This window comes from Streptomyces sp. NPDC058955 (assembly GCF_042741435.1).
Lineage (GTDB): Bacteria > Actinomycetota > Actinomycetes > Streptomycetales > Streptomycetaceae > Streptomyces.
Genome location: NZ_JBHYKM010000031.1, coordinates 38,441 through 58,897, shown reverse-complemented (window position 1 = coordinate 58,897; position 20,457 = coordinate 38,441). Strand labels below are relative to the sequence as shown.

Below are 20,457 nucleotides of genomic sequence, written 5' to 3'. Positions count from 1 at the left end.
GGCGTACGCGGACCAGCGGCGCACCGGGCGGCGGTGACCGTGTGCAGCGCTGCGGCTCTGGTACACAACGCTAGGCCTCACGGACGATCAGTTCCCCCTCCCCTCGCCGGCTGGCAGACTTGTGCCATGGCCGAGCGCTTGTCGAAGTGGTCCGTGAGCGACGGAGCCGTGATCCGCCACATGCACTACGGGCTCAGGGTCCAGATCCCGTCCGGGGAGAGCGGCGTGGTCGACCGCGTCTATATCGACGACGATGATGTCAACCCCGCAGACTGGCCGGCGATCGGCTCCGTGATCACAGTCGTCGGAGCCGGCTACGCAGGCCCTCAGCTGCGGCTGAGCAGCCGCCCGAGCCACCTCAAAGAGGCCAGGGCCCGCATGGGCAGGCGGCCATGACACGACATCCCGAGACGAAACCACGGACTTCAGACCCAACTCCGGGGTTCACTCAAACTGACCGCCCCCTGGAAGTCACGGTGTCCACCGAGAATCGCCTCCTCCCTGTTCCCAGACTCGCAGCCAGCCGCGATCTCCGATCGAGTCTTCCGTTCAAAGCCCACCCGTCGAGATCGAAAGGCCAGCAACTACTGGAGGGTGAGCCGCCCCGGACGTCCCCCTGACCCGCAGTTCCTTTCGTACGACCGTCTCCCATGCTGCGACGCGAGGGAGAAGGCCGGATTCCGGGGGCCAGGTGGACGTTGGGGTCCGTCAGGCGAGGTGGATCGTCAAGCGCCTCACGACCTTCGGGTCCGTGTCGATCGTCTCGGAGTGGACCGAGCCGCGCGCCTTGTCGTACTTCCCGGTGCCGCCGGTGATCGCGGCGTCGAAGGGACCCTGGTCGATGTAGTTGAAGTACACCCCCTGCGTGGTGAGCTGGCCGTCCGGGAGGACGTAGGTCACGAGGCACTGCTCCGCTTCGTCGGCGCCGCCGCGGGTGGTGGTGCAGGAGCCGTGGGTCTCGCCGACCTTGTTGTGCGCCTCGTCGAAGAGGTCCGAGCGGACGACGACCCGGTCGCCCTGCGAGACAGTGCCGAGGGTGACAGGGAAGCGGGTCACCTGCTGCGCCTCGGCCAGGTACGTAAGGGTCCGGGTTTTGCCCCCGGTCTCGGCAGCGTCGGCGTCCGTCGCGCCGGCCGCGACGGGGGTGAAGGCGAGGAGGGTGACCAGCGTGGCCGTGCCGAGGCCGGCCGCTCTGATGGGGCGCATCTTGCAACTCCTGGGGTTGATGTTCGGGAATATTCGGATAGCGAACTTCCATCCGATTCCGTTCGATTCCCTTCATAACCTCGACTCCGTCGGCGCGCGGAGCACCCCGGCGTGAACCACCGGCACATCCAGCCGGTCGGACCATAGTCAGCGGTGACGTCCATGGAGCGCGGGATGTCGACGAGCTCGCGGCGCGAGGCCAGGTCCGGATGGGTAGACGGCTCGTCGAGGACGAGGATCTGACGATCCGGTCAGCGGCCCGGGCCAGGTTCTGGCGACCCGGTGTCACCGCTGCCCTCCCAGGTCGCCCTCGTCCGCCAGGGCTGGATCGGACCGATGACGTTCTCGCCCCGTGCCGCCAAACGGACGGGCCCTGGCGGCCGGCCGCCGTCCTAGACTCTGGCCCTCGGTTGGCGCCGTGTGGGCCAATGCTGGGTGGAAGGGGCTCCTGACAGTGTTCCCCGTGCCCACGGACTGGCCCTCGCGGCACGGTCGACGCTCCGCCACCACAGGAGGGCCCATGACCATCACGCCGATCAACTGGCAGGGGGGTACGACGCGCCGCAGCGTGCTGCGGGCCGCGCTGGCCGCCGGGGCCGCTGTCCGCTTGCCGTCTTCGCTGGCCGCGTGGGCCGAACCGCTGCGGCCGGTCCCGCCGCGAGCGGCTCACGCTGGCCGAGCCGACCCGGCCGCACTCGGTGCGGCATGACCCTCTTCGTCACCGGCCACCCCCTGTAAACGCGGCGGCGGCTTCCACGGAAGTCTTGGCGCAGAGCCTTGCCCCTGACCCATGGGGCAGGGTTTAGCGTCCGACCATGAATCCGACTCACCAACTCGTACGCCTCCTCCGCCGCCCCGAGGGACTGCCGACTCCGGACGACTTCGCCCTGGTACAAGCGCCGGTCCCCCGTCGGGAGACCGGCCAGGTGCGCGTCCGCAACACACATTTCCTCGTCTTCCCGGGCTTGCGCACCCTGATCGGGGGCGAGACACGCGATGTCCCGCTGCCGCCGCTGTACCCCGGTGACGCCCTGTTCGGCCCTGCGATCGGCGAGGTGCTCGACGGCCCCCTGGAGAAGGGACGGCTGGTGCTGCACCTCCAGGGCTGGCGGGAGTACGCGACGCCTGCCGCCGCCGAGTGCAGGCTGCTGGATGACACCCTTCCCGATCCGGTGGGGCACCTCGCCCAAGGCGGTGCGGCGTACGGCGCCCTTACTCGGCTGACCGGGGTACATGAGGGCGACACCGTCTTCGTGACAGGCGCCGCCGGTGCTGTGGGCACGATGGCGGGTCAGATCGCCCGGCTGCTGGGCGCCACGCGGGTCGTCGGCAGCACGGGTTCACCGGACAAGGCCCGGCGGCTGGAGCAGGAACTCGGCTATGACGCCACCGTCTTGCGCGGCTCGGTCCCGTTCGGCAGGCAACTCGCGCAGGTCGCGCCGGACGGCATCGACGTCATCCTGGACACCGTGGGTGGTGAACAGCTCACTGCCGCCGTCCACGCAGCGAGCCACGGCGCCCGGATCGCCCTGGTAGGTGCCTTGGACGGCCAACTGTCCCCGGACCGGGCGGGTGGGAGCGCGCCTGTCGTGCTCGACACCTTCCGGTTGCTGACCAGGGGCATGACGATCGCCGGCTACAACGGCATGGACCACCCGGACGTCGAGGCGGAGTGGGAGACCCGCTTCGGGGACTGGCTGCGGGCGGGCGACATCGAGTTCCCGTACACCCTGGTGCGCGGAATGAAGCACGCTCCGGGCGCGTTGCCCGAACTGATCGCGGGCCGCTCCTTCGGAGCGACCATCGTGGAGTTGTAGAAAGAGCGGGGCGGACATGCGGATCGGCGAGGCGGCGAAGGCCGCGGGAACCACCCCGCGCGCTCTGCGCCTGTACGAGGCGCGCGGCCTGCTTCCGCCTCCGCCACGCACTCCGTCCGGTCAACGCGAATACGGCGTGGCCGAGGTGGCCCGCATCCGCGTCATCCGCAGCCTGCTGGCTCTGGGCCTCACCCTGGAGGACCTCCGCCGCCGTGCCCACCGACTGGATGCCCTCGCTCAGGAGCAGCCGTCGGCCGCCTGCACCGGCCGCCCCGGTGGGTTCAGTGGCGTCGTGGCCGATCGTCTTGCCGCCCTGGACGCGGAGATCGCGCGCCTGACACGCCTACGGCAGAGCCTCGCCGCCGCCGCTCCAGGGTCATCGCCGACCTCCCATAAGGACGGCGTGCCTGCATCTGGGCCCGAGTGCTGAACTCTCTCCGCACGTCAGTGGTGCATGGTCCGGCTTGCCACCCCTGCAGGGCGTCGGATGTCACCGCCCTCCGAGAGCGGTAGCACCGCGCGTTCCAACCGGCGGGGGTGAAACTCAAGCTAGTGCCGCGTCAGGCAACGTTCGCCCCGTTCTGATGGCTGAGTTGTCGCCTGGTAACGTCGCTCTCTTCGGCCGGGGCAGCCTGCTGGAGTCTTGACGGGATTCATGGTGACTTCTCCGGATGACAGTGTTCTTGCCGCTGCGATAGCGAGGGTCGCAAAGACCTTCGGCGGCATGACGGCCCAAGCGGACGAGGCCGGCTGCGGCCGGTGCTTCGATGAGGGCGAGGTCGAGCTGCTGCGGACGCCTGGCGTCCCACTCCCGGCGGACCTCGTCCGCCGGGTCGCGCAGAAAGATCCTTTCCACTGGGGCGACCAGCCCGCCATCATCCGTCGGGTGCTGCCGCAGCTCGTCGTGATGCTCGCCGAGGGCGAGGCCGAGTCCGATCTCATGGTCCGTGGACTGGCCGCGGCAGGCTGGTCGCGGTGGCCCAATGAGCAGGCTAGGGCGGTGACCGGATTCCTGGACGCATGGTGGACGCAGACCCTGAGGACGAAGTCGCCGCCCATTTCGGCGTGTGCGGTGTTCGAGAGCTGCGTGACCGCGAGTTCCTCGGCCGCCCCGTGGCTCGCCCGCTGGGAGGCGGAGACGGGACCGGTCGCCCGCCGTCACCTGGCTGACAGTCTCGACTGGTGGCGGGATGAGTTGACGTCCGACGACTCGCCTTTCTGGTGGTGGTGGGGCACCAAGGCGGAAGAGCGGGCCGCCTGGCACGAAGTGAAGCGGTGGCTTGCCGATCAGGCCCCGGCAACGTGATGCCAGGAGGGGTGCTGCCTGAGCGCAGCCGTGAACGCGAACACGGCCCGCTTCAGGCGATGTTCGCCCTGGTCACGACCTTGCGATGGCACTGGTCAGAGGAGTGCTTGTTCCGTCAGATGATGTGGCGGCGGATCATGCTGCCCTGCTCCTTGTGGCCGGCGTGGTCGGTGCTGTCCAGGGCGAAGTAGAGCAGGGCAGTGAACTGGGCCTCAATGCGGTTGAGCCAGGAACTGTTGGTTCGGGTGTAGGCGAGCTCGACGTTGTTCACCGTGACCCACTCTCCGACCCGAGTGTCCTTCTTCGCGGTCAGGTGCGGGAAGAAGTCGTCGAGCACGATCGCCATGCGCATCTTGGGCAGGTAGATGCTGCGCAGGTAGCGGCAGAACTCCAGGAACCTCGTCCGGTTCTTCTTCAGCTTGATGTGGCCGTACAGCTTGTCTCGCCCAGGTCGTAGGCGGCGAGCAGGTGCCGTAACCCGTGCGGGCGGGTGTAGGTCGACCGGCGGCGGGGCCGGGGCTCCCGGTCCGGGTCCTTGTGTCGTGCGCTGTGTTCGGCCCACTGCCGGCCGGGGTGGGGCTGAAGATTGAGCGGGCCGAACTCGTCAAGGCAGAAGACGACTTCGGGCTCATCGTCCTCGGGTATGACCTCGCCGTCGGCGAGCGCGTAGAGGTGCCCGACGCGGGCTTTCTTGGCGGCGTAGTCCGGGTCACGGGAGGTCTGCCAGGTCTTCATGCGTTGAAACGACACGCCCTCCTCGCGGAGCATGATGCGCAGGCCCTCGTGACTGATGTCGTCGACCACCCCAATCGGCGACCAGGAAGTCCGCCGGGTTGGCCAGGCTCCAGGTCGAAAGCGGCAATCCGTGCTCGGCTGGCTTGGACTTGGCGATCTTCTTGATCTCGCGTCGTTCGGGGAGGGCGAAGGTCCTCGGCCGGCTGCCCTTGTACTTGGGGTAGAGCGAATCGAAGCCGTCGGCGTTGAAGTTATGGATCACGTCTCGAGCCCGGGCCGCGCTGGTGAACGTCACCTCGACGATCCTCGCCACGGACATACCTTGCGCGGACAGCAGCACCACCTGAGCCGGCCGCCAGATCACCACCGATCCCGTGCCCCTGCGGATGAACCGCAGCAGCCGCCTGCCCTCGTCATCATCGATCTCCCGAGCCCGTACTCGCTCTGCCACCCGGACAGCCTGGCGACACCGCGACGTCCGGACCAGCATCCGAACGGCGCGTCACGTCACAACAGGGCGAACCTGTCTGATGTGGCACTAGAGGTGAGCGTCGATCAGGGGGCCGCTTCTGGGCCGCTGTCCGGTTCGCGGCGTCATCTGGGTGTGGGCAGGAGCCGCGCGGACGCGTAAGAAGGCGCTGAACGGTCCGCCTCGACCAGTTGGCAGCGCCCAGACGCCCTATCGGTAGCGTGTGGCGGCATGGGGCCGGGCCCCAAAGGGCCCGGAAGCGCCAAAAAGGGCCCGGCCGCGCCAACTCCGGGCACACTACGCCCCGTTGATCCCGCTTCCTCCCTCCGTCCCGATCCGTGGAACAGTCGGCGGAGAGCCTTGACCCCGCCGCTGGGCACCTGGTTCCCTCACAGCCATGCATCCACGGCGCCCGCTGTTCACGCGCCGACGTCACGTCGATCTCGTACGGACGTCGGGCGCGCTCTGTCGCCTTCCGCGCTGACCCCCGCGGCCCCGCCCCGACGCGCCCGGCCGCGGTCCCACCGGCCCGCCGTGTCCGCACGGCCGGAGCCGCCCGCGCGCACCGCTCTCCCCCCGCATCAACGCTCCCCGCCCTTCCCCCTTGCCGTCCTGAGGCCCCGACGCCCGGGCGATCGGGTTGCGGGCGCGGGGGCTCCCGCCGTGCGCGCGGCCCCTCCCGGCTCGCCTCCGTGCGAGCCCCGCCGCCCGGAAGGACCTCGTCATGCCCGCCCCCTTGCCCGTCCCCCATCCCGTCGTCAGCACACGCCCCCGCGCCCGCCGCCGCACCCCGGCCGCCGCGCTGTTCTCCGTGCTCGCACTCGCCGCCGGAGCCCTCGCCACCGGAGCCCTTCCCGCAGGCGCCGTCCCCACCGGAGCCCTCGCCGCCGACGCGTCTCCGATCGCGGCCACCGCCTCCGTACCCGTGCCCGTACCCGTACCACCGCACAACCCGTACGCGGGCCCCGACGGCACGGCCACCATGCACGGGGACACCGGGTCCTCCGACACCACCCCGCTGGCCGGGCCCGGTGCGGGCACCCTGTCCTCGACGCGGGCGGCCCTCGCCTCGGCCTGCCCCACCGTCCTGGTCGGCTCCGACGGCCTCCCGGTGGTGCTGTGCACGCCGATCTTCGGGCAGGTGCCGACCGTCCACCTCCTGGACCCGGCGACCGGCGCGTCCCTCACCTCGCTCCAACTGACCAAGGGCTCGCTCCTCGGTGGCGTCTACGCCTACCTCGACCACGAGTACCGGCTGGTCGTCGTGGACGGCAGCCGCAGCCTCCTCCGCGTCGGCCACCGCAGGGACGCATCCGGCGCCTGGCGCCTCTCGGTCGACCGGCGGCTCTCCCTGGCCGCCGCCGTCCCCGACGGCGACGCGGTGACCGGCCTGTCGCCGGACTGGAGGGGCCGCGTCTGGTTCGCCACGGGGGGCGGCACGGTCGGCCTCGCCGACGACCGCACCGGGCAGGTCACGTCGCTGCGGCTGCCCGCCGGGGAGCGGGTCGCCAACAGCATCTCCACCGCGCCCGAGGGCACCGCCGTGACCAGCACCCACGCCACGTACCTGCTGACGGCGGACGACGACGGCGTCCCCCGGATCGTCTGGCGGCAGGCGTACGACCGGGGGCGGGCCCGCAAGCCGGGGCTGCTGAGCTGGGGCAGCGGATCCACCCCGACGTTCCTCGGCCCGTCCTCCGGGACCGAGTGGGTCGCGATCGTCGACAACGCCGACACGACCGTCCGACTGAAGGTGTACCGCACAGCGGACGGGACGGAGGTCTGCTCCTCGCCCGTGCTGGTGGCCTCCGGCGGCCCCGGCAGCGAGAACTCCCCCGTCGGCGCCGGCACCAGCGTCTACGTCGCCGGCACCTACGGCTACCCGTATCCGGCGCTTCCGGACGGCGCAGGCCCCTCCGAACCCTCCTCGGCGGACTTCGCCGGCGGCCTGACCCGGGTCGACATCCGCCCCGACGGCACCGGCTGCGCGGTCGTCTGGGACAACGCCCTGCGCTCGGCGGCGGTCCCGAAGCTGTCCACCGCCACGAACACCCTGCACACCGTGGTACGCGACCCCGTCATCCCCGGCACGAAGGGCACGAGCCTCCTCGACCCGTACCGCTACGTACAGATCGACCCGGCCACCGGGCGGGTCGTCCGCTCCCACCAGGTCGGCATCGGGTCGCTGTACGACACGCTCCAGATGGCCGGGACCGTCGCCCCCGACGGCGCCTACCTCCAGGGAACCGTGACGGGGGTCCTGCGGATCACCGCGAACTGACCCCCTTGGTGGCGGATCAGGGTGAGCACGTCGGCGGCGGCCGGGGACGGTTCCTCCGGGAACAGTCCGGCGAGCCGCCGCCACGCGCACGTACGGGCGCACATGCGCTGACGAGGCGTACGGCAACGGCGTCGTCCGCAGGTGTCTGCGGCGTCGCGGGATCCGGCGCGTGATCCCGGAGAAGGGCGATCACAAGGCCGTGCTCCTCGTCCGGCTCAGGTCATGACGCCAGGAACCGCATGATGGTGGCCGCCAGGTGGGGGTGGCTCAGGATGTCGTAGTGGCCGGCGCCGGGCAGGACGGCCAGCTGGGCGCTGGAGCGGCCCGAACCGTCGAAGCCGGCGTCCCTCAAGCCGCCGCCGAGCAGGGCATGGAACTCCACCATGTGCGCGGGACGGATGGAGTCGGCGTCACCGAAGACGAGCAGGGTGGGCGCCGTGATGGCGGGGACCTCCGCGCTCCAGTCGTAGTGCTGCTGCTTGAGCTCGGCCGTCTTGCCGACCAGCACAGGCCAGTCCTCGGGCCGGGGCGCGAGCCGGGAGTAGAGCTCGTGGACCGGGGACTGCCTCATCATGTCGGCTGACTGGGCGCTCATCTGGTCCATCATCGCAACGACTTCCGGGTGCCAGCCGTCCCGCCGGCAGGGCGTGGAGACGACCACGAGCCGGCGCACCGCCTGCGGGTGCTGAATCGCGGTCCGCAGAGCGACATCCGCCCCCGTGGAGTAGCCCAGCAGGTCGGCCTCCTCCAGTCCGAGGTGCTTGATCAGAGCGGCGATGTCGTCCGCCATCAGCTCCGGGCGCAGCGGACGGTCGATGTCCGCCGTCCGCCCGTGCCCCTGCAGATCAACCAGGATCACCCTGCGGCTCTCCGACAGCGCCGGCACCAGCGGCGCGAACATCTCGCCGGCCCCCAGCCCGCCGTGCAGCAGGATCAGGGGCTCGCCGGAGCCGTGCTCCTCGAAGTACAGGGACAGGCCGTTGACCTCTGCGTAGCTCATCGCGCCACCTTCCGTCGTGATCACTGCGGGGGTGGACGGTAACGGTCCGCGAAACTCATCGGCCAGCCCACGGGCAGCGGCAGCCGACCGAGGAGACACTGCCTGACTGACGGGGTGCGAGGCCGTGTCGGGTTGCCTGCCGCCGGTTCCGGATCCGACCCGCGACGTGGGGTGCACGGCCGACGCCGGCGGGACGGGCTAGACCTCGATGTAGGCGACGACGACAACGGTCTTCAGGGCGGTGACGAAGTACAGCAGGCGTACCCGCTCGACCTCGTCGGCGTACTGCAGGAGTTGGGGGCCTGTGGTGTCGCCGGGGATCGGCTCACCGATCTCGGGGTCGACGGAGATGACGACCAGGGCGCGGTCCAGCGCGTGGAGCTCGGCCTCGTCGGTGAGCGCTTCGAGCTGCTTGGCGGCCGCGTCGGAGAACGCGATCCGGGCTCGCCGGCGCTCGTGAGGCGGCATCAGGCGACGGCCGGGCGCTGGGCGGTGAGGCGGGCGAGGTGCTTCTCGCGCAGCTCCTCCCACGGCGTGCACTCATCGACGCTGGGCAGCCCGTTGGTGGCAAGATCCTCCAGGACCGAGGCGAACTGGTCGGCGCTCTCGCGGGTCCGGGCCGCGTACGCCCGTACGGCGTCGGCGGCCGCCGGGTCCAGGTGCTGCCGTGCGGTGCCGCCGGGGGTCGGCTGCTCGCTCATCGATGCCTCCGTGAAGGAGCGGAACGGGACGTCGCTCACCACCGTATCGCCGCGCCCGCGGCGCCGGAGCCGGTCTGGCCGAACCCGCCTCTTCCTCGAAGCCGACTGCCCGAGCAGCGGGAGGGCCCTCTCGGAACAGGGGACCCTTTCCGTGGTCCGGGCCGCCCTGCGTGGAGGGACCGGCATCCACGGGGACACGGGGACACGGGGGCACGGGGCTCCGGCGCCGCTGCCACACCGGGCACCGAGCCGGTGCGCGGACTGCTGCTGCGGGGGGCCTGCTTCAGCCCTGGAGGGTGGCGAGCCAGTCGGTCAGCAGGCGGTTGACCTCGTCGGGGCGTTCCTGCTGGATCCAGTGGCCGCAGCCGTCCAGGAGGTGGGAGGCCGACAGGCCGGGGAGGGTGGTGGGGTAGGCGTCGATGGCGTCGGACATCCAGGTGGTGGAGGCGTCCAGAGCGCCGCCGACGAACAGGGACGGCTGCTTGATCGGGGCTCCGCGGTGGGGGGCGAGGTCTTCCCAGTCGCGGTCCATGTTGCGGTAGCGGTTGAGCGCGCCGGTCAGACCCGTGCGCTCGAACTCCCCGGCGTACACGTCGAGATCGTCCTCGCTCAGCCAGGCCGGGAGAGCCCCGGTGGGGAAGCGGTCGCGCAGCCGGCCGCCTCCTCGGGTGACGAAGTGCGGGTCCAGCTCGCCATCGGTGGGCATGGTGTCCGCGGACAGGGCTGCGTAGAAGCCCGCGAGCCAGCCCCTGACGTCGGGCTCGATCTCCGCCTCGGCTCGGCCGGGCTCCTGGAAATAGGAGACGTAGAACTCCTGCTCGGGACCACCGATCCGGCCGAAGATGTCGGTGGGGCGGGGACCGCCCGGCGGCGCGTAGGGGACGCTCAGCAGGCCGACGGCGCGGAAGACCTCGGGACGGAGCAGGGCGGAGGTGGCGGCGATGTTGGAGCCCCAGTCGTGGCCGACGACCACCGCGCTCTCCTCGCCGAGGGCGCGTACGACCGCGACGTTGTCCTCCACCAGGTCGAGGATCCGGTAGGCCTCGGTCGCCTCCGGCCTGGAGGAGCGGCCGTAGCCGCGTACGTCGATCGCCACCGCCCGGTAGCCGGCCGCGGCAAGGGCCGGGAGCTGGTGGCGCCAGGAGTACCAGGACTCCGGGAAGCCGTGCACGAGCAGGACCATCGGGCCGGTGCCCTGCTCGACCAGGTGGAGACGTCCGGCCGGGGCCTCGACGGTACGGTGGCGGAGCTCGGTGGTCGGCTCGGGCTGCATGGGCTTCTCCTCGCTTCTCGGCGACGCGGCTGCCCACCGATCATGCGGCGCGGCACCCGTCCGGCGCGATCGGACTTGCCATTCCGGCAACCTTCGGCAGCCACGGCTGTCCCCACACGCACAGAAGTGCTGCGGACGCGGATCCTCAGGTGTCCTGAGGCCGCGGCTCGGTGGCCCGGTGGTAGCGGTCGGCGAGTGCCCGCACCAGTTCGACCAGTTCCGCGGGTTCGGTCACGGTGAAGTCGAAGCCGAGCAGGCCGAGGTGAACGGCGAGCGCCTCGACGCTGTCCGCGCCGGTGTCCAGCAGACAGTTGGTGTCGTCCACGGACGTGAGGGTGCCGATGGCGGGGTTGATCCGCTCGGCCAGCTGCTCGGCCGATGTGTGTACGACGACGTGGGCCCGGTATCGCCAGCCTGCCGATGACACGCCCCGACGCACCTGGTCGACGGCTTCCTCGGGGAGATCGCGGGGGGTGAATCGGGGACCTGTCGGGGTGCGGGGGTGAAGCCGGTCCACCCGGAACGTCCGCCAGTCGTTCCGCTCGACGTCGAACCCGACGAGGTACCACCGACGTCCCCAGTTGACCAGCCGGTACGGTTCGACCTCGCGTCGGCTCTCGGAGCCGTCGTGGCTCCGGTAGTCGAATCGCAGGCGCTCGTGGTCACGACAGGCCGCGGCGAGGGCGCTCAGGGTGTCGGCGTCCACTCGCGGGCCCAGGTCGTCTCGCGGCACCGCCACGGCGTACTGCTTGAGGGCGTCGACGCGACGACGGAGGCGTGCCGGCAGCACCTGTTCCAGCTTGGCCAGTGCGCGCAGCGAGGTTTCCTCGACCCCGGTGATGGTGCCCCCGGCGGCGGTGCGGAGCCCGATCGCCACCGCGACCGCCTCTTCGTCGTCGAGCAGCAGGGGTGGCAGTGCGGCGCCGGCCCCGAGTCGGTAGCCGCCCACCGCACCCCGGGTGCCGTGAACGGGGTAGCCGAGGTTGCGCAGGCGTTCCACGTCGTTGCGGACGGTGCGGGTGCTGACCGTCAGCCGTTCGGCCAGTTCGGCGCCGGTCCAGTCGCGGGGCGTCTGGAGGAGTGAGAGCAGGCGCAGCAGTCGCGCGGAGGTTTCCAACATTCTTCGGAGTCTGCCGGTTCATTAGGAACGGATCTTGCCTAAAGGAATCCTATGTTGATGCCATGACGAACGACAGCACGATCACCCCGTTCCGGATCGACATCCCGCAGGCCGACCTCGACGATCTCCAGCAGCGGCTGGCGCGGACCCGGTGGGCGGAGGAACTGCCCGCGGGCGAGTCGGCGCCGGCCGGCCCGGTGCCGCCGGGTTGGGAGTACGGCGTCCCGGTGGGCTACGTCAAGCAGCTGGTCGAGCGGTGGCGTACCGGCTACGACTGGCGGGCCTGGGAGGCGAAGCTGAACGCGTACCCGCAGTTCACCACCGAGATCGACGGCCAGGGCATCCACTTCCTGCACGTGCGGTCGCCGGAGCCGGACGCGACGCCGCTGATCCTGACCCACGGCTGGCCGACCTCGGTGGTCGAGTGGCTGGACGTGATCGGCCCGCTCACCGATCCGCGGGCCCACGGCGGCGACCCGGCGGACGCGTTCCACCTCGTCATTCCGTCGGTGCCTGGCTTCGGCTTCTCCGGGCCGACCCGGGAGCGTGGTTGGGACCGGTACCGGGTGGCCCGGGCCTGGGCCGAGCTGATGCGCCGGCTGGGGTACGACCGGTACGGCGCGGTCGGCAACGACGGCGGGTCGCTGATCTCGCCCGAGGTGGGCCGGGTCGACCCCGGGCGTGTCTGCGGCGTGCACGTGACGCAGGTCTTCTCGTTCCCGTCAGGTGACCCCGCCGAGCTGGCCGGTCTCTCCGAGGAGGAGCGCGGCAAGCTCGCGTTCGCCGAGTGGTTCACCCGGAACCGGGGCGCGTACGACAAGCTCCAGTCCACCGAGCCGCAGAATCTGGCGCACGCCCTGGCCGACTCTCCGGCCGGCCTGCTGGGCTGGCACGCGCAGCTGCTCGGCGCTTCGCTCGACCCGGACTACGTGCTCACCAACGTGATGATCTACTGGCTGACCAACACGGCCGCCTCGGCCGCCCGGTTCTATTACGAGGACGCGGCGGCGGCTCCCGTGCAGCAGAAGTCGAACGGCCGGGGCACCTCCGTGCCCGAGCCGACCACCGTGCCCCTCGGCCTGGCCAACTTCGCCTGGGACTTCCAGTCCATCCGGACGTTCGCCGACCGCGACCACGCGAACATCCTCTCGTGGAACGTCTATGACCGGGGCGGCCACTTCGCCGCGCACGACGCCCCCGATCTGCTCGTCGGCGACATCCGGCAGTTCTTCGGCAAGGTTCGCTGATCCGCCGGCTGTCGGCTGCCCCCTCCCCCTCCCCCCTCAGACCCCAAGTATCAAGCACGAAGGGAACTTCCATGTATCTCGTCATCGGCGCCACGGCTCACTTCGGACGGCAGGCGGTAGAGGAGCTGGTCGCCGCGGGTGCCCCGGTGCGCGCGCTGACCCGTACTCCGGAGCGGGCCGGGCTTCCGCGGGAAGTCGACGTCGTCCGGGCCGATCTGACCAAGCCCGAGACGCTGCCGGCGGCGTTGGCCGGCGTCGAGGCCGCCTTCCTGGTCCTGCAGTACGGGATGGATGTCGCTCCGCTGCTGGAGGCCGCGGGCCGGGCCGGGGTGCAGCGGCTGGTGTTCCTGTCCTCGGGGGCGGTCGTCCCGGGTGCCGAGCGGCAGCCTGACGTGATCGCCCAGTACCACCGCGACGTCGAGCGGGCCGTCGAGGCGTCCGGGATCGAGTGGACGTTCCTGCGGCTGCTGTTCCCGGCCGTCAACTCGTTGACGTTCGCGATGCAGCTCCAGGGCGGTGACGTCATTCGCGCGCCGTACGCCGAAGCGGCCTTCAGCGCCGTGCACGAGCGGGACGTCGCCGAGGTGGCCGCGCGGATCCTGATCGGCGGCGGGCACGCGGGGCGGGCGTACGACCTGACCGGGCCCGAGTCGCTGAGCCAGACACAGCAGGTCCGCATCCTCGGCGAGACGCTCGGGCGCCCGCTCACGATCGAGGACCTCGACCCGGAGCCTGTGCTGGAGCAGATGAGCCAGTTCATGGACCCCGAGTTCCTGGGCGCGTTGTTCTCCCTGATGGCGCAGTCGGTCGGCAAGCCCGCGCCCGTCAACGACGTCATCGAGCAGATCACCGGCCACCCCGCGCGGACCTACGCCCGGTGGGCCGCGGATCACCGGGCCGACTTCGGCGGCTGACCGACGAGGCTGGGGCGGCATTCCACCGCCCCAGCCGTCTGGACGGAGCAGACGGCACTGGCCTAGGCACTGAGGCGACGGAAGTCGGGGAGAGCCCTGCCGGCCCGTCAGCCGCTGCTGAACGGGCCGACGTGATCGCGCTGAAGAGACGGTGCCGGCCGGGCGGTGGCCGCGCGCTCCCGCGCGCCCTCGGCGTTGATGCGAGATCCACACCGGATGCCCGTGAGTAACCGATACGGTACGTTGCGTGACGTCTGCTTGCGCAAGCAGACGCCGCGGGGTGCGTCGAAGGATCGGCTGCGATACGTCGTCGCCCGGCTACGAGATCACCTGGGTCCACGACGTCGAAAAGGCCAACCACAAGAAACTGTGGGTCGATGACCATGAACAAGCTCGCGACCGGGGCCGTCGGCCTCGCGCTGGCGGCCGCGGTGGGCGCAGGCGGCTACGCCTACCTCCAGGACGACCCGGTCGACGTCGAGGCGCTGTGCGTGCCGACGCTGACGGACGCTGCCGAGGCCGCCCGCGCCCAGAACCTCGCCCTCGTCGACGTCGTCGAGCAGGGCCGGTACGTGGCCAAGGGCACCGACGTCGGCCTGCAGACGTTCAAGGTCCGCACCCTCGCCGTCTACAAGGGCCGGCTCCCCGACGAAGCGGAGATCGGCCTGCCGAAGGACTCGGCGGCCCAGCTCCAGCCCGGCAACCGGTACGAGGTGTCCGTCCTCGGCCCGGAGGCCGGCACATGGATCGCCCGCTTCACCCGCCCGGTGCCCGCTGACACGACAACCGAGTCCGTCGCCGCCCACTGGAAGACGGAGATCGGCAAGCACTTCGTGGAACCCCCCTGCTCCGACACCACCACAGCACCGTAGGCCCCGGCGAGCGGTGGGCGCCGGGCGCCGACGCCACCTTCGCGTAGGCATCACCCGGGGAGCCGGTCGCCGTGGAACCCGTAGGGCGGCTCATGAGGGTTCGTCGTCGACCGCGCCGGGGGCCAGGGCCGGAGCGGGGAAGACGTGGCGTGCCTCGCCGCCGGACCACCACACGCCGACGGCGAAGACCGCGGTCGCCTCCAGGAGGGCGGCGCGGGACAGTCCGCCGCAGTGCAGTGGGGCAGCGCCCATCGACGTGATGAGCTCCGTCGTCAGGTCGGTCGCGGCGGGGGTGTCGGCGCAGAACGGCACGGCCAGGGGCGCGCCTTCGAACGCGGGCCGGGGCAGGGTCCAGATGCTCTCGTGGCAGATGCCGAAGACCTTGGCGACCTCGGCGTCCGGCGCGGCGGTCGCGATGCGCGCGGCGATGGAGTCCGCGCCGCCGGTAGTGGTCAGCGACGGCCCGTCCGGGCCGGGCGTCATGGGTACCGTGCAGTCGAGCAGCGTCCGCCCGGCCAGAAGGGGGGCGAGTTCCTTGGCCAGTAGCGGCGCAGTGTCCGCCGGTAGTGCCATCAGGACGGCCTCGCCGTGTGCCGCGGCCTCGGCGAGGCTGCCGTGCCCGACCGCTCCGATCCGGGTCGCGGTCTCGGCTGCGGCCGCCGTGTGCCGGCCGCCCACCAGGACCTGGTGCCCGGCCCGCACCCAGGCGCCGCCCAGCGCCGTCGCCATGGATCCCGTGCCGAGGATTCCGATGCGCATGCCCCTGCTCCTCTTCGTGCTCGTGTCGTCCGACGTCATGCCCTGGACGCTAGGCGGGTCGATACGCACCACACGGTGTGCATCGACCGGGCAGGATGGGACGCATGGGAGAGCGTGAGGAGCTGGGGGGCGACATCTTCGCTGCGGACTGCCGGGCCCGAGTCGCCTTCGAAGTGCTGGCGAACCGGTGGGACAGCGTGGTGGTCTTCGTCCTCGGTGAGAAGGGCCCGATGCGCCCGCGTGCGCTGCTGGACCGGATCGGCGGGATCAGCCCCAAGGTGCTCAACGACGCCCTGCGGCGGCTGGAGTACAACGGCCTGGTGGAACGCCGCCGTTACTCCGAAGCGCCACCGCGCGTCGACTATGCCCTCACCGAGGCCGGCACGGCCCTGCTGGTTCCCATCCGCGCGATGGGCGCCTGGGCCGCCCACCACGCGGACACGGTCCTGGCTTCCCAGGACCGCTTCACCGCTCGTCGGGAAATCCCGGCGGACTGACCGCGGCGGCTCGACCGAACGGCGGGCGCGCGCCCGGCCTGTGCCACGAGGCCGGCACCGGCATCTCCCTTAGGTGGAAGGACGCGCCGTCGACCACCTCCGCACACACCGGGTCGTTGTGGGGCTGCCGCTCAGGAGAGTGCCCGGCGGAGGGCGTGCTTGTCGGGTTTGCCCATGCTGCTGAGCGGGATGGCCTTCAAGACGTGGAACGTGTGGGGGACATGGCGATCGCTCTTGCGGGCGGCGACGAGGCGGCGCAGCTCGTCGATGTCGGCGCTGTGACCGCGGGTGGGCACGATGGCGGCGTGGACGCGCTCGAAGGCGTCGTCCTGCCGCATGCCGAAGACGGCGCACTGGGCGACGGCGGGGTGGGCCGTCAGCACCTCCTCGATCTCGCTGGGATAGACCCGGGTGCCGTCGACGGTGATCGTGTCGTGGCCCCGGTCGGCGAGGAAGAGGTAGCCGTCGTCGTCGAGGTAGCCGATGTCGCCGGTGCGCACCCAGCCGTCGTGCAGCACGCGGGCGGTCAGCTCGGGCTGCTTCCAGTAGCCGTTCATGGCGCTGTGCGCGCGGGCGTGGACCTCACCTTCGCTGCCGGCCGGGAGTGCGCTGCCGTCCTGGTCGACGATGCGGAGTTCGACTCCGGGCATGGCGCGGCCGACGGTGATCTGCCCGTGCCGGCCGACGCGGTCGTGTTCCTCGGGCAGGACTTCGGTGAGCCCGAGCGTCTCGTTCTGTCCGTACCAGCTTTGCAGCACCTTGCCGAAGACGCTCTCGGTCTGCCGCAGCCTGGCCGTCGACGCGGGGCTGCCGCCGTAGGTGACCTGCCGGACGCTGGAGGTGTCGGTGGCGGGCAGCGCGGGATGGTCGAGGAGCCGGTGCAGGAGAGGCGGCAGGAGGAACAGCCGGGTGATCCGCTCGCGTTCGATCGCCGCGAGGGTTTCGCCGGGATCGAAGGCGGGCTGCAGGACGACGGAGCCGCCCTGGAGGAGCGCCACGTCCGCCCAGAGCCCCGCGATGTGCGTGAGCGGCGTACATGCCAGATAGCGGGGCGGGGCGCCCGTGGGGGAGCACAGGTGGTCAAGGGTGCGGCGGTACGGACCGTGCTTCATCTGCAGGCTCTTGGGCAGCCCGGTCGTGGTGCCGCCCGTGTGGCGGATGCACCAGTCGTCGTCGGCTTCGACGGGCACGGCGACGGGCGTCGACGGCTGCCCGGCCGCCGCCGCGCAGATGTCGTCCGCGTGCGGGTGCGGGCCCAGCGTCGCCAGCATCGGCACGTGGAGGAGCGGCTTCAGCCGGTCCAGGTCCGCGTACCGGGTGGGGTCGGCCAGCAGCAACTCGGTATCGGCGACGTCCACCAGGTGCGCCAGGGCGTCCGCGTTCAGCCCGTCGTACAGGGGTGTCACGCGCGCGCCGGCCAGGTTGGCCGCGTAGCGCGCGACGAGCGCCTGGGGGGTGTTGCCGGTGAGCAGGGAGACGGTCTGCCCGGGCCTGACGCCGCGCGCGATCAGCTCGCGGGCCAGCCGGTGGACGCTGTCGCGCAGCTCGCCCGCGGTGATCTGCCGGCGGTCAGGGCAGATGATCACGGGCAGGGCGGGATCGCGCGCCAGGGTGTGGAGGATGGCGTCCGTGTAGGTGACGAAGCCGTGGTCGGTGGACTCGGTCGTCGCGGCCGTCTCGGGCCGGAGGTCGGACATCTGTGTCCCTTGAGAGGTAGGCGAGTAAGAGGTGGGCGGGTGAGAGGTGGGCGAGGGGAGTGCGGTGGCGGGCTGGTGGTCGTGGGGCGCTGGGGAGCCGTCACGGGACCAGGGCGGCCGGCCTGGCGTGGTGTTCGAGGGGCGTGAGGTACGGCAGGTCGTCGAGGGATTGATCGGTGAAGAAGCGATCCAGCAACTGGGACATCTCCGACGGCCGTTCGAGATGGCAGAGGTGGTCGGCGCCCCGGATCAGGGTGAAGACGCTTCCGGCGATGGTCGCGGCGACCTCGCGCCCGAGGTCGGGGTGGGTGAGGCTGTCGTGTTCACCGGTGAAGACCAGCGCCGGAACGTCCCGGACACCCCCGGGCCGCAGCCCCTGCCAGTCGATGACACGGTAGGTCGAGGCGAGATGCCGGGGAATGTCGGCCTGCGCGACCGAACCCATCGTGCGGGCGAGGACGCGGGTGACGACCGCGCGCTTGTGGACGTCCCGATCGGCGGGGGACAACAGGGCCGCGATGCTCATACGGGCGTAGGCGCCGGCGTCACCCGACTCCAGGGCGTCGGCCATCGTGCGCAGCGCGGCGCGCTGGTCCGGCGGGTAGACGGGAGCGGCGCCCACGAGTGCCAGGCGGGCGACGCGCTCAGGGTGCCGCTGGGCCAGGCCGTAGGCGATCGGCATGGCGTAGGAGGCCCCGAAGATGTTCACCCGTCCCAGTCCCAGCCGGTCCAGCAGGTCCGCCAGCGCGCCGGTGAGGAAGTCGAAGTCGTACGAGGCGGGCAGCACATCAGCCGCGCCCGATCCCGGCAGGTCCACGCTGATGACGGTCGCGGACTCCGACCAGCGCGCTTCGAGCCGCTGATACGCGTACATGTCCTGGAAAGCACCGCCGAGCACGACGACGGGCTCGGTGGCGGGCGCGGCGTTCTCGACGATCCGGTACCGGTAGTTGAAGCCGTCGAAGGTGAGGTGACGGATCCTCTCGATGTTCATGCCCGGTCAACAGGGACGGGCGGGCGGAGGTCACGCAAGGGTGATCATCTGGCTGGGTCCCGTCACCCACGGAATGTCCGGAACCGGTCGGATGGGCCGGAAGAGGCCGCCGGCAAGGAGCCGTCAGGGCCGTCCTTCCACTGTCGCCAGGGGCACTGAGGCCTCGGCTCGGTGGCCGGGGAGCATCGCTGCCGCGATGACGGCGCAGAGGGCGAGGGCGGTCGTCAGGCCGAAGGCGTGGGCGAAGGCCGTGGCGGTGTGGTCGCCGCGCTGGAGCAGGACGGCGAGGGCGGCGATGCCGAAGGAGCCGCCGAGCTGCTGGAGGATGCGCGTCGTGGTGCTGGCGTCCGCGACCTGGGAGTCGTCCAGCCCCTGATAGGCACCGACCGTGACGGCGAGGTTGACGGCGCTGGTGCCGAGGCCACGGAGGAACAGGGCGACGCCGAGGACCGAGCCCTCCCCCACCGAGGCGGCGAAGGGCAACGTCGCGACGGCGCTCAGCAGCAGCCCGGCCACCACGACCGGACGCGGCCCGATCCTGTCGGTGAGTACGCCGGCCACTCGCGCCGCCAGCGCGCCGATGCCCTGCGGAACGAGCAGGAGGCCGGTGGCGACGACGCCCTCGTCGAGGACGAGCTGGCAGTACAGGGGCAGCAGGAACATCCCGCCGTACATGGTCGAACCGCCGACGAACATCAGCACCGACGTCGCGGCGAAGGAGCGCCGCCGAAACAGACGCATGTCGATGAGGGGCGCGCTGCTCCGCAGGCTCCGTCCGACGAACGCGACGACCAGGGCGGCCCCCGCCGCCAGCGGCAGGAGTGCCCGTCCTCCTCCCGCACCGTCCTGGCCGCCGCACTGCGAGAGCCCGTACACGAGCGCGGTCAGGCCCGGGCAGACCAGCACCAGCCCCACGACATCGAGGCGGGAAGCCCGCTGCCGGGGATCCGGGGGCACGCCTCGCCAGGCGAGGTACAGCGCGAGCGCGCAGACGGGCAGATTGACGTAGAAGATCCAGCGCCAGTCGAAGTGTCCGAGCAGCAGCCCGCCGAACACCGGCCCCAGGACCGGGCCGAGGAGAGCCGGCAACGAGACGACCGCGATGAGCCGCCCGACCTGTCGGCCGCCGCAGGCCCGGATGATGATGGTCTGCAGGACCGGCATCATCAGTCCCCCACCGGCCCCCTGCAGGCTTCTGAACAGGACCAGCGACCCGGCGCTCCAGGCGCAGGCGCACAGCAGCGAGCCGACGGTGAACAGGGCCAGCGCGCCCAGCCAGACCCGCCGCGTCCCGAACCGGTCGCCGGCCCAGCCGCTCACCGGCATGACCATCGCGAACGCCAGCAGGTAGGCGGTGCTCACCCATTGCACGGTCGTCGTCGGGACACCGAGGTCGTCGGCGAGCGCGTCGACCGCGACGGAGACGATCGTGCTGTCGAGCAGCGGAGCGAAGGCACCCACAGCGAGCACACCGCACAGCCTGAGCAGGGCGGGATCAAGGCGTTCCTTGGGCATGTGGTCCCCTCGGTCGACACGGATTCGCTCCAGCCCTCGGGGGCGGAGAGCCGC

The 20,457-nt window shown here is 71.3% G+C and carries 20 protein-coding genes and 2 pseudogenes; 10 read left to right on the top strand and 12 right to left on the bottom strand.

Features of this window, described 5'->3' with window-relative positions; all coding sequences use genetic code 11:
• Nucleotides 1-126 precede the first annotated feature (126 nt).
• On the top strand, nucleotides 127-396 hold the full coding sequence (locus tag ACFW1I_RS15110; protein WP_384669896.1) for a hypothetical protein: 270 nt from the start codon (nucleotides 127-129) through the stop codon (nucleotides 394-396).
• Nucleotides 397-708: 312 nt separating this feature from the next.
• Here the strand turns inward: ACFW1I_RS15110 and ACFW1I_RS15105 are convergent, their stop codons facing one another.
• Together ACFW1I_RS15105 and ACFW1I_RS15100 are read right to left on the bottom strand one after the other, a co-directional pair.
• Nucleotides 709-1,206, bottom strand: a complete 498-nt coding sequence (locus tag ACFW1I_RS15105; RefSeq protein ID WP_384669894.1) for a hypothetical protein — start codon at nucleotides 1,204-1,206, stop codon at nucleotides 709-711.
• 152 nt (nucleotides 1,207-1,358) lie between these two features.
• A pseudogene (locus tag ACFW1I_RS15100) lies at nucleotides 1,359-1,448 on the bottom strand (cobalt ABC transporter ATP-binding protein); the annotation flags it as partial.
• A gap of 573 nt (nucleotides 1,449-2,021) precedes the next feature.
• Here ACFW1I_RS15100 and ACFW1I_RS15095 point away from each other — a divergent pair.
• From ACFW1I_RS15095 to ACFW1I_RS15085, 3 genes are all read left to right on the top strand, one after another.
• A complete protein-coding gene (locus ACFW1I_RS15095; RefSeq protein WP_384669893.1) occupies nucleotides 2,022-3,023 on the top strand; it encodes an MDR family NADP-dependent oxidoreductase in 1,002 nt (333 codons plus the stop codon).
• Nucleotides 3,024-3,039: 16 nt separating this feature from the next.
• On the top strand, nucleotides 3,040-3,453 hold the full coding sequence (locus ACFW1I_RS15090) for a MerR family transcriptional regulator (RefSeq protein WP_384669891.1): 414 nt from the start codon (nucleotides 3,040-3,042) through the stop codon (nucleotides 3,451-3,453).
• Between the two features lie 294 nt (nucleotides 3,454-3,747).
• Entirely contained in the window at nucleotides 3,748-4,329 is a 582-nt protein-coding gene (locus ACFW1I_RS15085) for a hypothetical protein (RefSeq protein WP_384669890.1), read from the top strand.
• Nucleotides 4,330-4,381: 52 nt separating this feature from the next.
• On the opposite strand, the pseudogene ACFW1I_RS15080 reads toward ACFW1I_RS15085, so the two are convergent.
• A pseudogene (locus tag ACFW1I_RS15080) lies at nucleotides 4,382-5,515 on the bottom strand (IS630 family transposase).
• A gap of 415 nt (nucleotides 5,516-5,930) precedes the next feature.
• Here ACFW1I_RS15080 and ACFW1I_RS15075 point away from each other — a divergent pair.
• Complete coding sequence (locus tag ACFW1I_RS15075) at nucleotides 5,931-6,017, top strand: putative leader peptide (RefSeq protein ID WP_350813881.1); 87 nt, start codon at nucleotides 5,931-5,933, stop codon at nucleotides 6,015-6,017.
• A 240-nt stretch (nucleotides 6,018-6,257) separates the two neighbouring features.
• Nucleotides 6,258-7,814, top strand: coding sequence for a hypothetical protein (locus ACFW1I_RS15070; protein WP_384669889.1), 1,557 nt, complete (start codon nucleotides 6,258-6,260; stop codon nucleotides 7,812-7,814).
• Nucleotides 7,815-8,034: 220 nt separating this feature from the next.
• On the opposite strand, the gene ACFW1I_RS15065 is transcribed toward ACFW1I_RS15070, so the two are convergent.
• The 5 genes from ACFW1I_RS15065 to ACFW1I_RS15045 all read right to left on the bottom strand — a co-directional run bounded on the left by ACFW1I_RS15065 (nucleotide 8,035) and on the right by ACFW1I_RS15045 (nucleotide 11,908).
• The gene (locus ACFW1I_RS15065; protein WP_384669888.1) at nucleotides 8,035-8,814 is read right to left on the bottom strand and encodes an alpha/beta fold hydrolase; all 780 of its coding nucleotides are present in this window, start codon (nucleotides 8,812-8,814) and stop codon (nucleotides 8,035-8,037) included.
• A 198-nt stretch (nucleotides 8,815-9,012) separates the two neighbouring features.
• Nucleotides 9,013-9,282: a hypothetical protein gene (locus ACFW1I_RS15060; protein ID WP_384669886.1), complete on the bottom strand. Its 270-nt coding sequence runs from the start codon at nucleotides 9,280-9,282 to the stop codon at nucleotides 9,013-9,015.
• Entirely contained in the window at nucleotides 9,282-9,515 is a 234-nt protein-coding gene (locus ACFW1I_RS15055; protein ID WP_384669885.1) for a hypothetical protein, read from the bottom strand. The genes ACFW1I_RS15060 and ACFW1I_RS15055 overlap by 1 nt, the downstream gene beginning before the upstream one ends.
• Before the next feature lie 283 nt (nucleotides 9,516-9,798).
• Nucleotides 9,799-10,788, bottom strand: a complete 990-nt coding sequence (locus ACFW1I_RS15050) for an alpha/beta fold hydrolase (protein ID WP_384669883.1) — start codon at nucleotides 10,786-10,788, stop codon at nucleotides 9,799-9,801.
• A 145-nt stretch (nucleotides 10,789-10,933) separates the two neighbouring features.
• Entirely contained in the window at nucleotides 10,934-11,908 is a 975-nt protein-coding gene (locus ACFW1I_RS15045; protein ID WP_384669881.1) for a helix-turn-helix transcriptional regulator, read from the bottom strand.
• Nucleotides 11,909-11,970: 62 nt separating this feature from the next.
• Between ACFW1I_RS15045 and ACFW1I_RS15040 the strand changes: the two genes are divergently transcribed.
• The 3 genes from ACFW1I_RS15040 (at nucleotide 11,971) to ACFW1I_RS15030 (ending at nucleotide 14,941) form a co-directional block, all read left to right on the top strand.
• Nucleotides 11,971-13,155: an epoxide hydrolase family protein gene (locus tag ACFW1I_RS15040; RefSeq protein ID WP_384669880.1), complete on the top strand. Its 1,185-nt coding sequence runs from the start codon at nucleotides 11,971-11,973 to the stop codon at nucleotides 13,153-13,155.
• Between the two features lie 71 nt (nucleotides 13,156-13,226).
• Nucleotides 13,227-14,069 (top strand): NAD(P)H-binding protein, encoded by an 843-nt coding sequence (locus ACFW1I_RS15035; RefSeq protein ID WP_384669878.1) that lies wholly within the window; start codon nucleotides 13,227-13,229, stop codon nucleotides 14,067-14,069.
• Nucleotides 14,070-14,446: 377 nt separating this feature from the next.
• On the top strand, nucleotides 14,447-14,941 hold the full coding sequence (locus tag ACFW1I_RS15030; RefSeq protein ID WP_384669876.1) for a hypothetical protein: 495 nt from the start codon (nucleotides 14,447-14,449) through the stop codon (nucleotides 14,939-14,941).
• Nucleotides 14,942-15,031: 90 nt separating this feature from the next.
• On the opposite strand, the gene ACFW1I_RS15025 is transcribed toward ACFW1I_RS15030, so the two are convergent.
• Nucleotides 15,032-15,739: an NADPH-dependent F420 reductase gene (locus tag ACFW1I_RS15025; RefSeq protein WP_384669875.1), complete on the bottom strand. Its 708-nt coding sequence runs from the start codon at nucleotides 15,737-15,739 to the stop codon at nucleotides 15,032-15,034.
• A gap of 65 nt (nucleotides 15,740-15,804) precedes the next feature.
• Between ACFW1I_RS15025 and ACFW1I_RS15020 the strand changes: the two genes are divergently transcribed.
• Complete coding sequence (locus ACFW1I_RS15020; RefSeq protein WP_384669873.1) at nucleotides 15,805-16,197, top strand: winged helix-turn-helix transcriptional regulator; 393 nt, start codon at nucleotides 15,805-15,807, stop codon at nucleotides 16,195-16,197.
• A gap of 131 nt (nucleotides 16,198-16,328) precedes the next feature.
• On the opposite strand, the gene ACFW1I_RS15015 is transcribed toward ACFW1I_RS15020, so the two are convergent.
• The 3 genes from ACFW1I_RS15015 to ACFW1I_RS15005 form a co-directional block, all read right to left on the bottom strand.
• Nucleotides 16,329-17,894 (bottom strand): AMP-binding protein, encoded by a 1,566-nt coding sequence (locus ACFW1I_RS15015; RefSeq protein ID WP_384669872.1) that lies wholly within the window; start codon nucleotides 17,892-17,894, stop codon nucleotides 16,329-16,331.
• A gap of 100 nt (nucleotides 17,895-17,994) precedes the next feature.
• Nucleotides 17,995-18,888 carry an alpha/beta fold hydrolase gene (locus ACFW1I_RS15010; RefSeq protein WP_384669870.1) on the bottom strand — a complete coding sequence of 298 codons (894 nt, stop codon included), beginning with the start codon at nucleotides 18,886-18,888 and terminating at the stop codon, nucleotides 17,995-17,997.
• A 123-nt stretch (nucleotides 18,889-19,011) separates the two neighbouring features.
• Nucleotides 19,012-20,403, bottom strand: coding sequence for an MDR family MFS transporter (locus ACFW1I_RS15005; RefSeq protein ID WP_384669869.1), 1,392 nt, complete (start codon nucleotides 20,401-20,403; stop codon nucleotides 19,012-19,014).
• Between the last annotated feature and the right edge of the window lie 54 nt (nucleotides 20,404-20,457).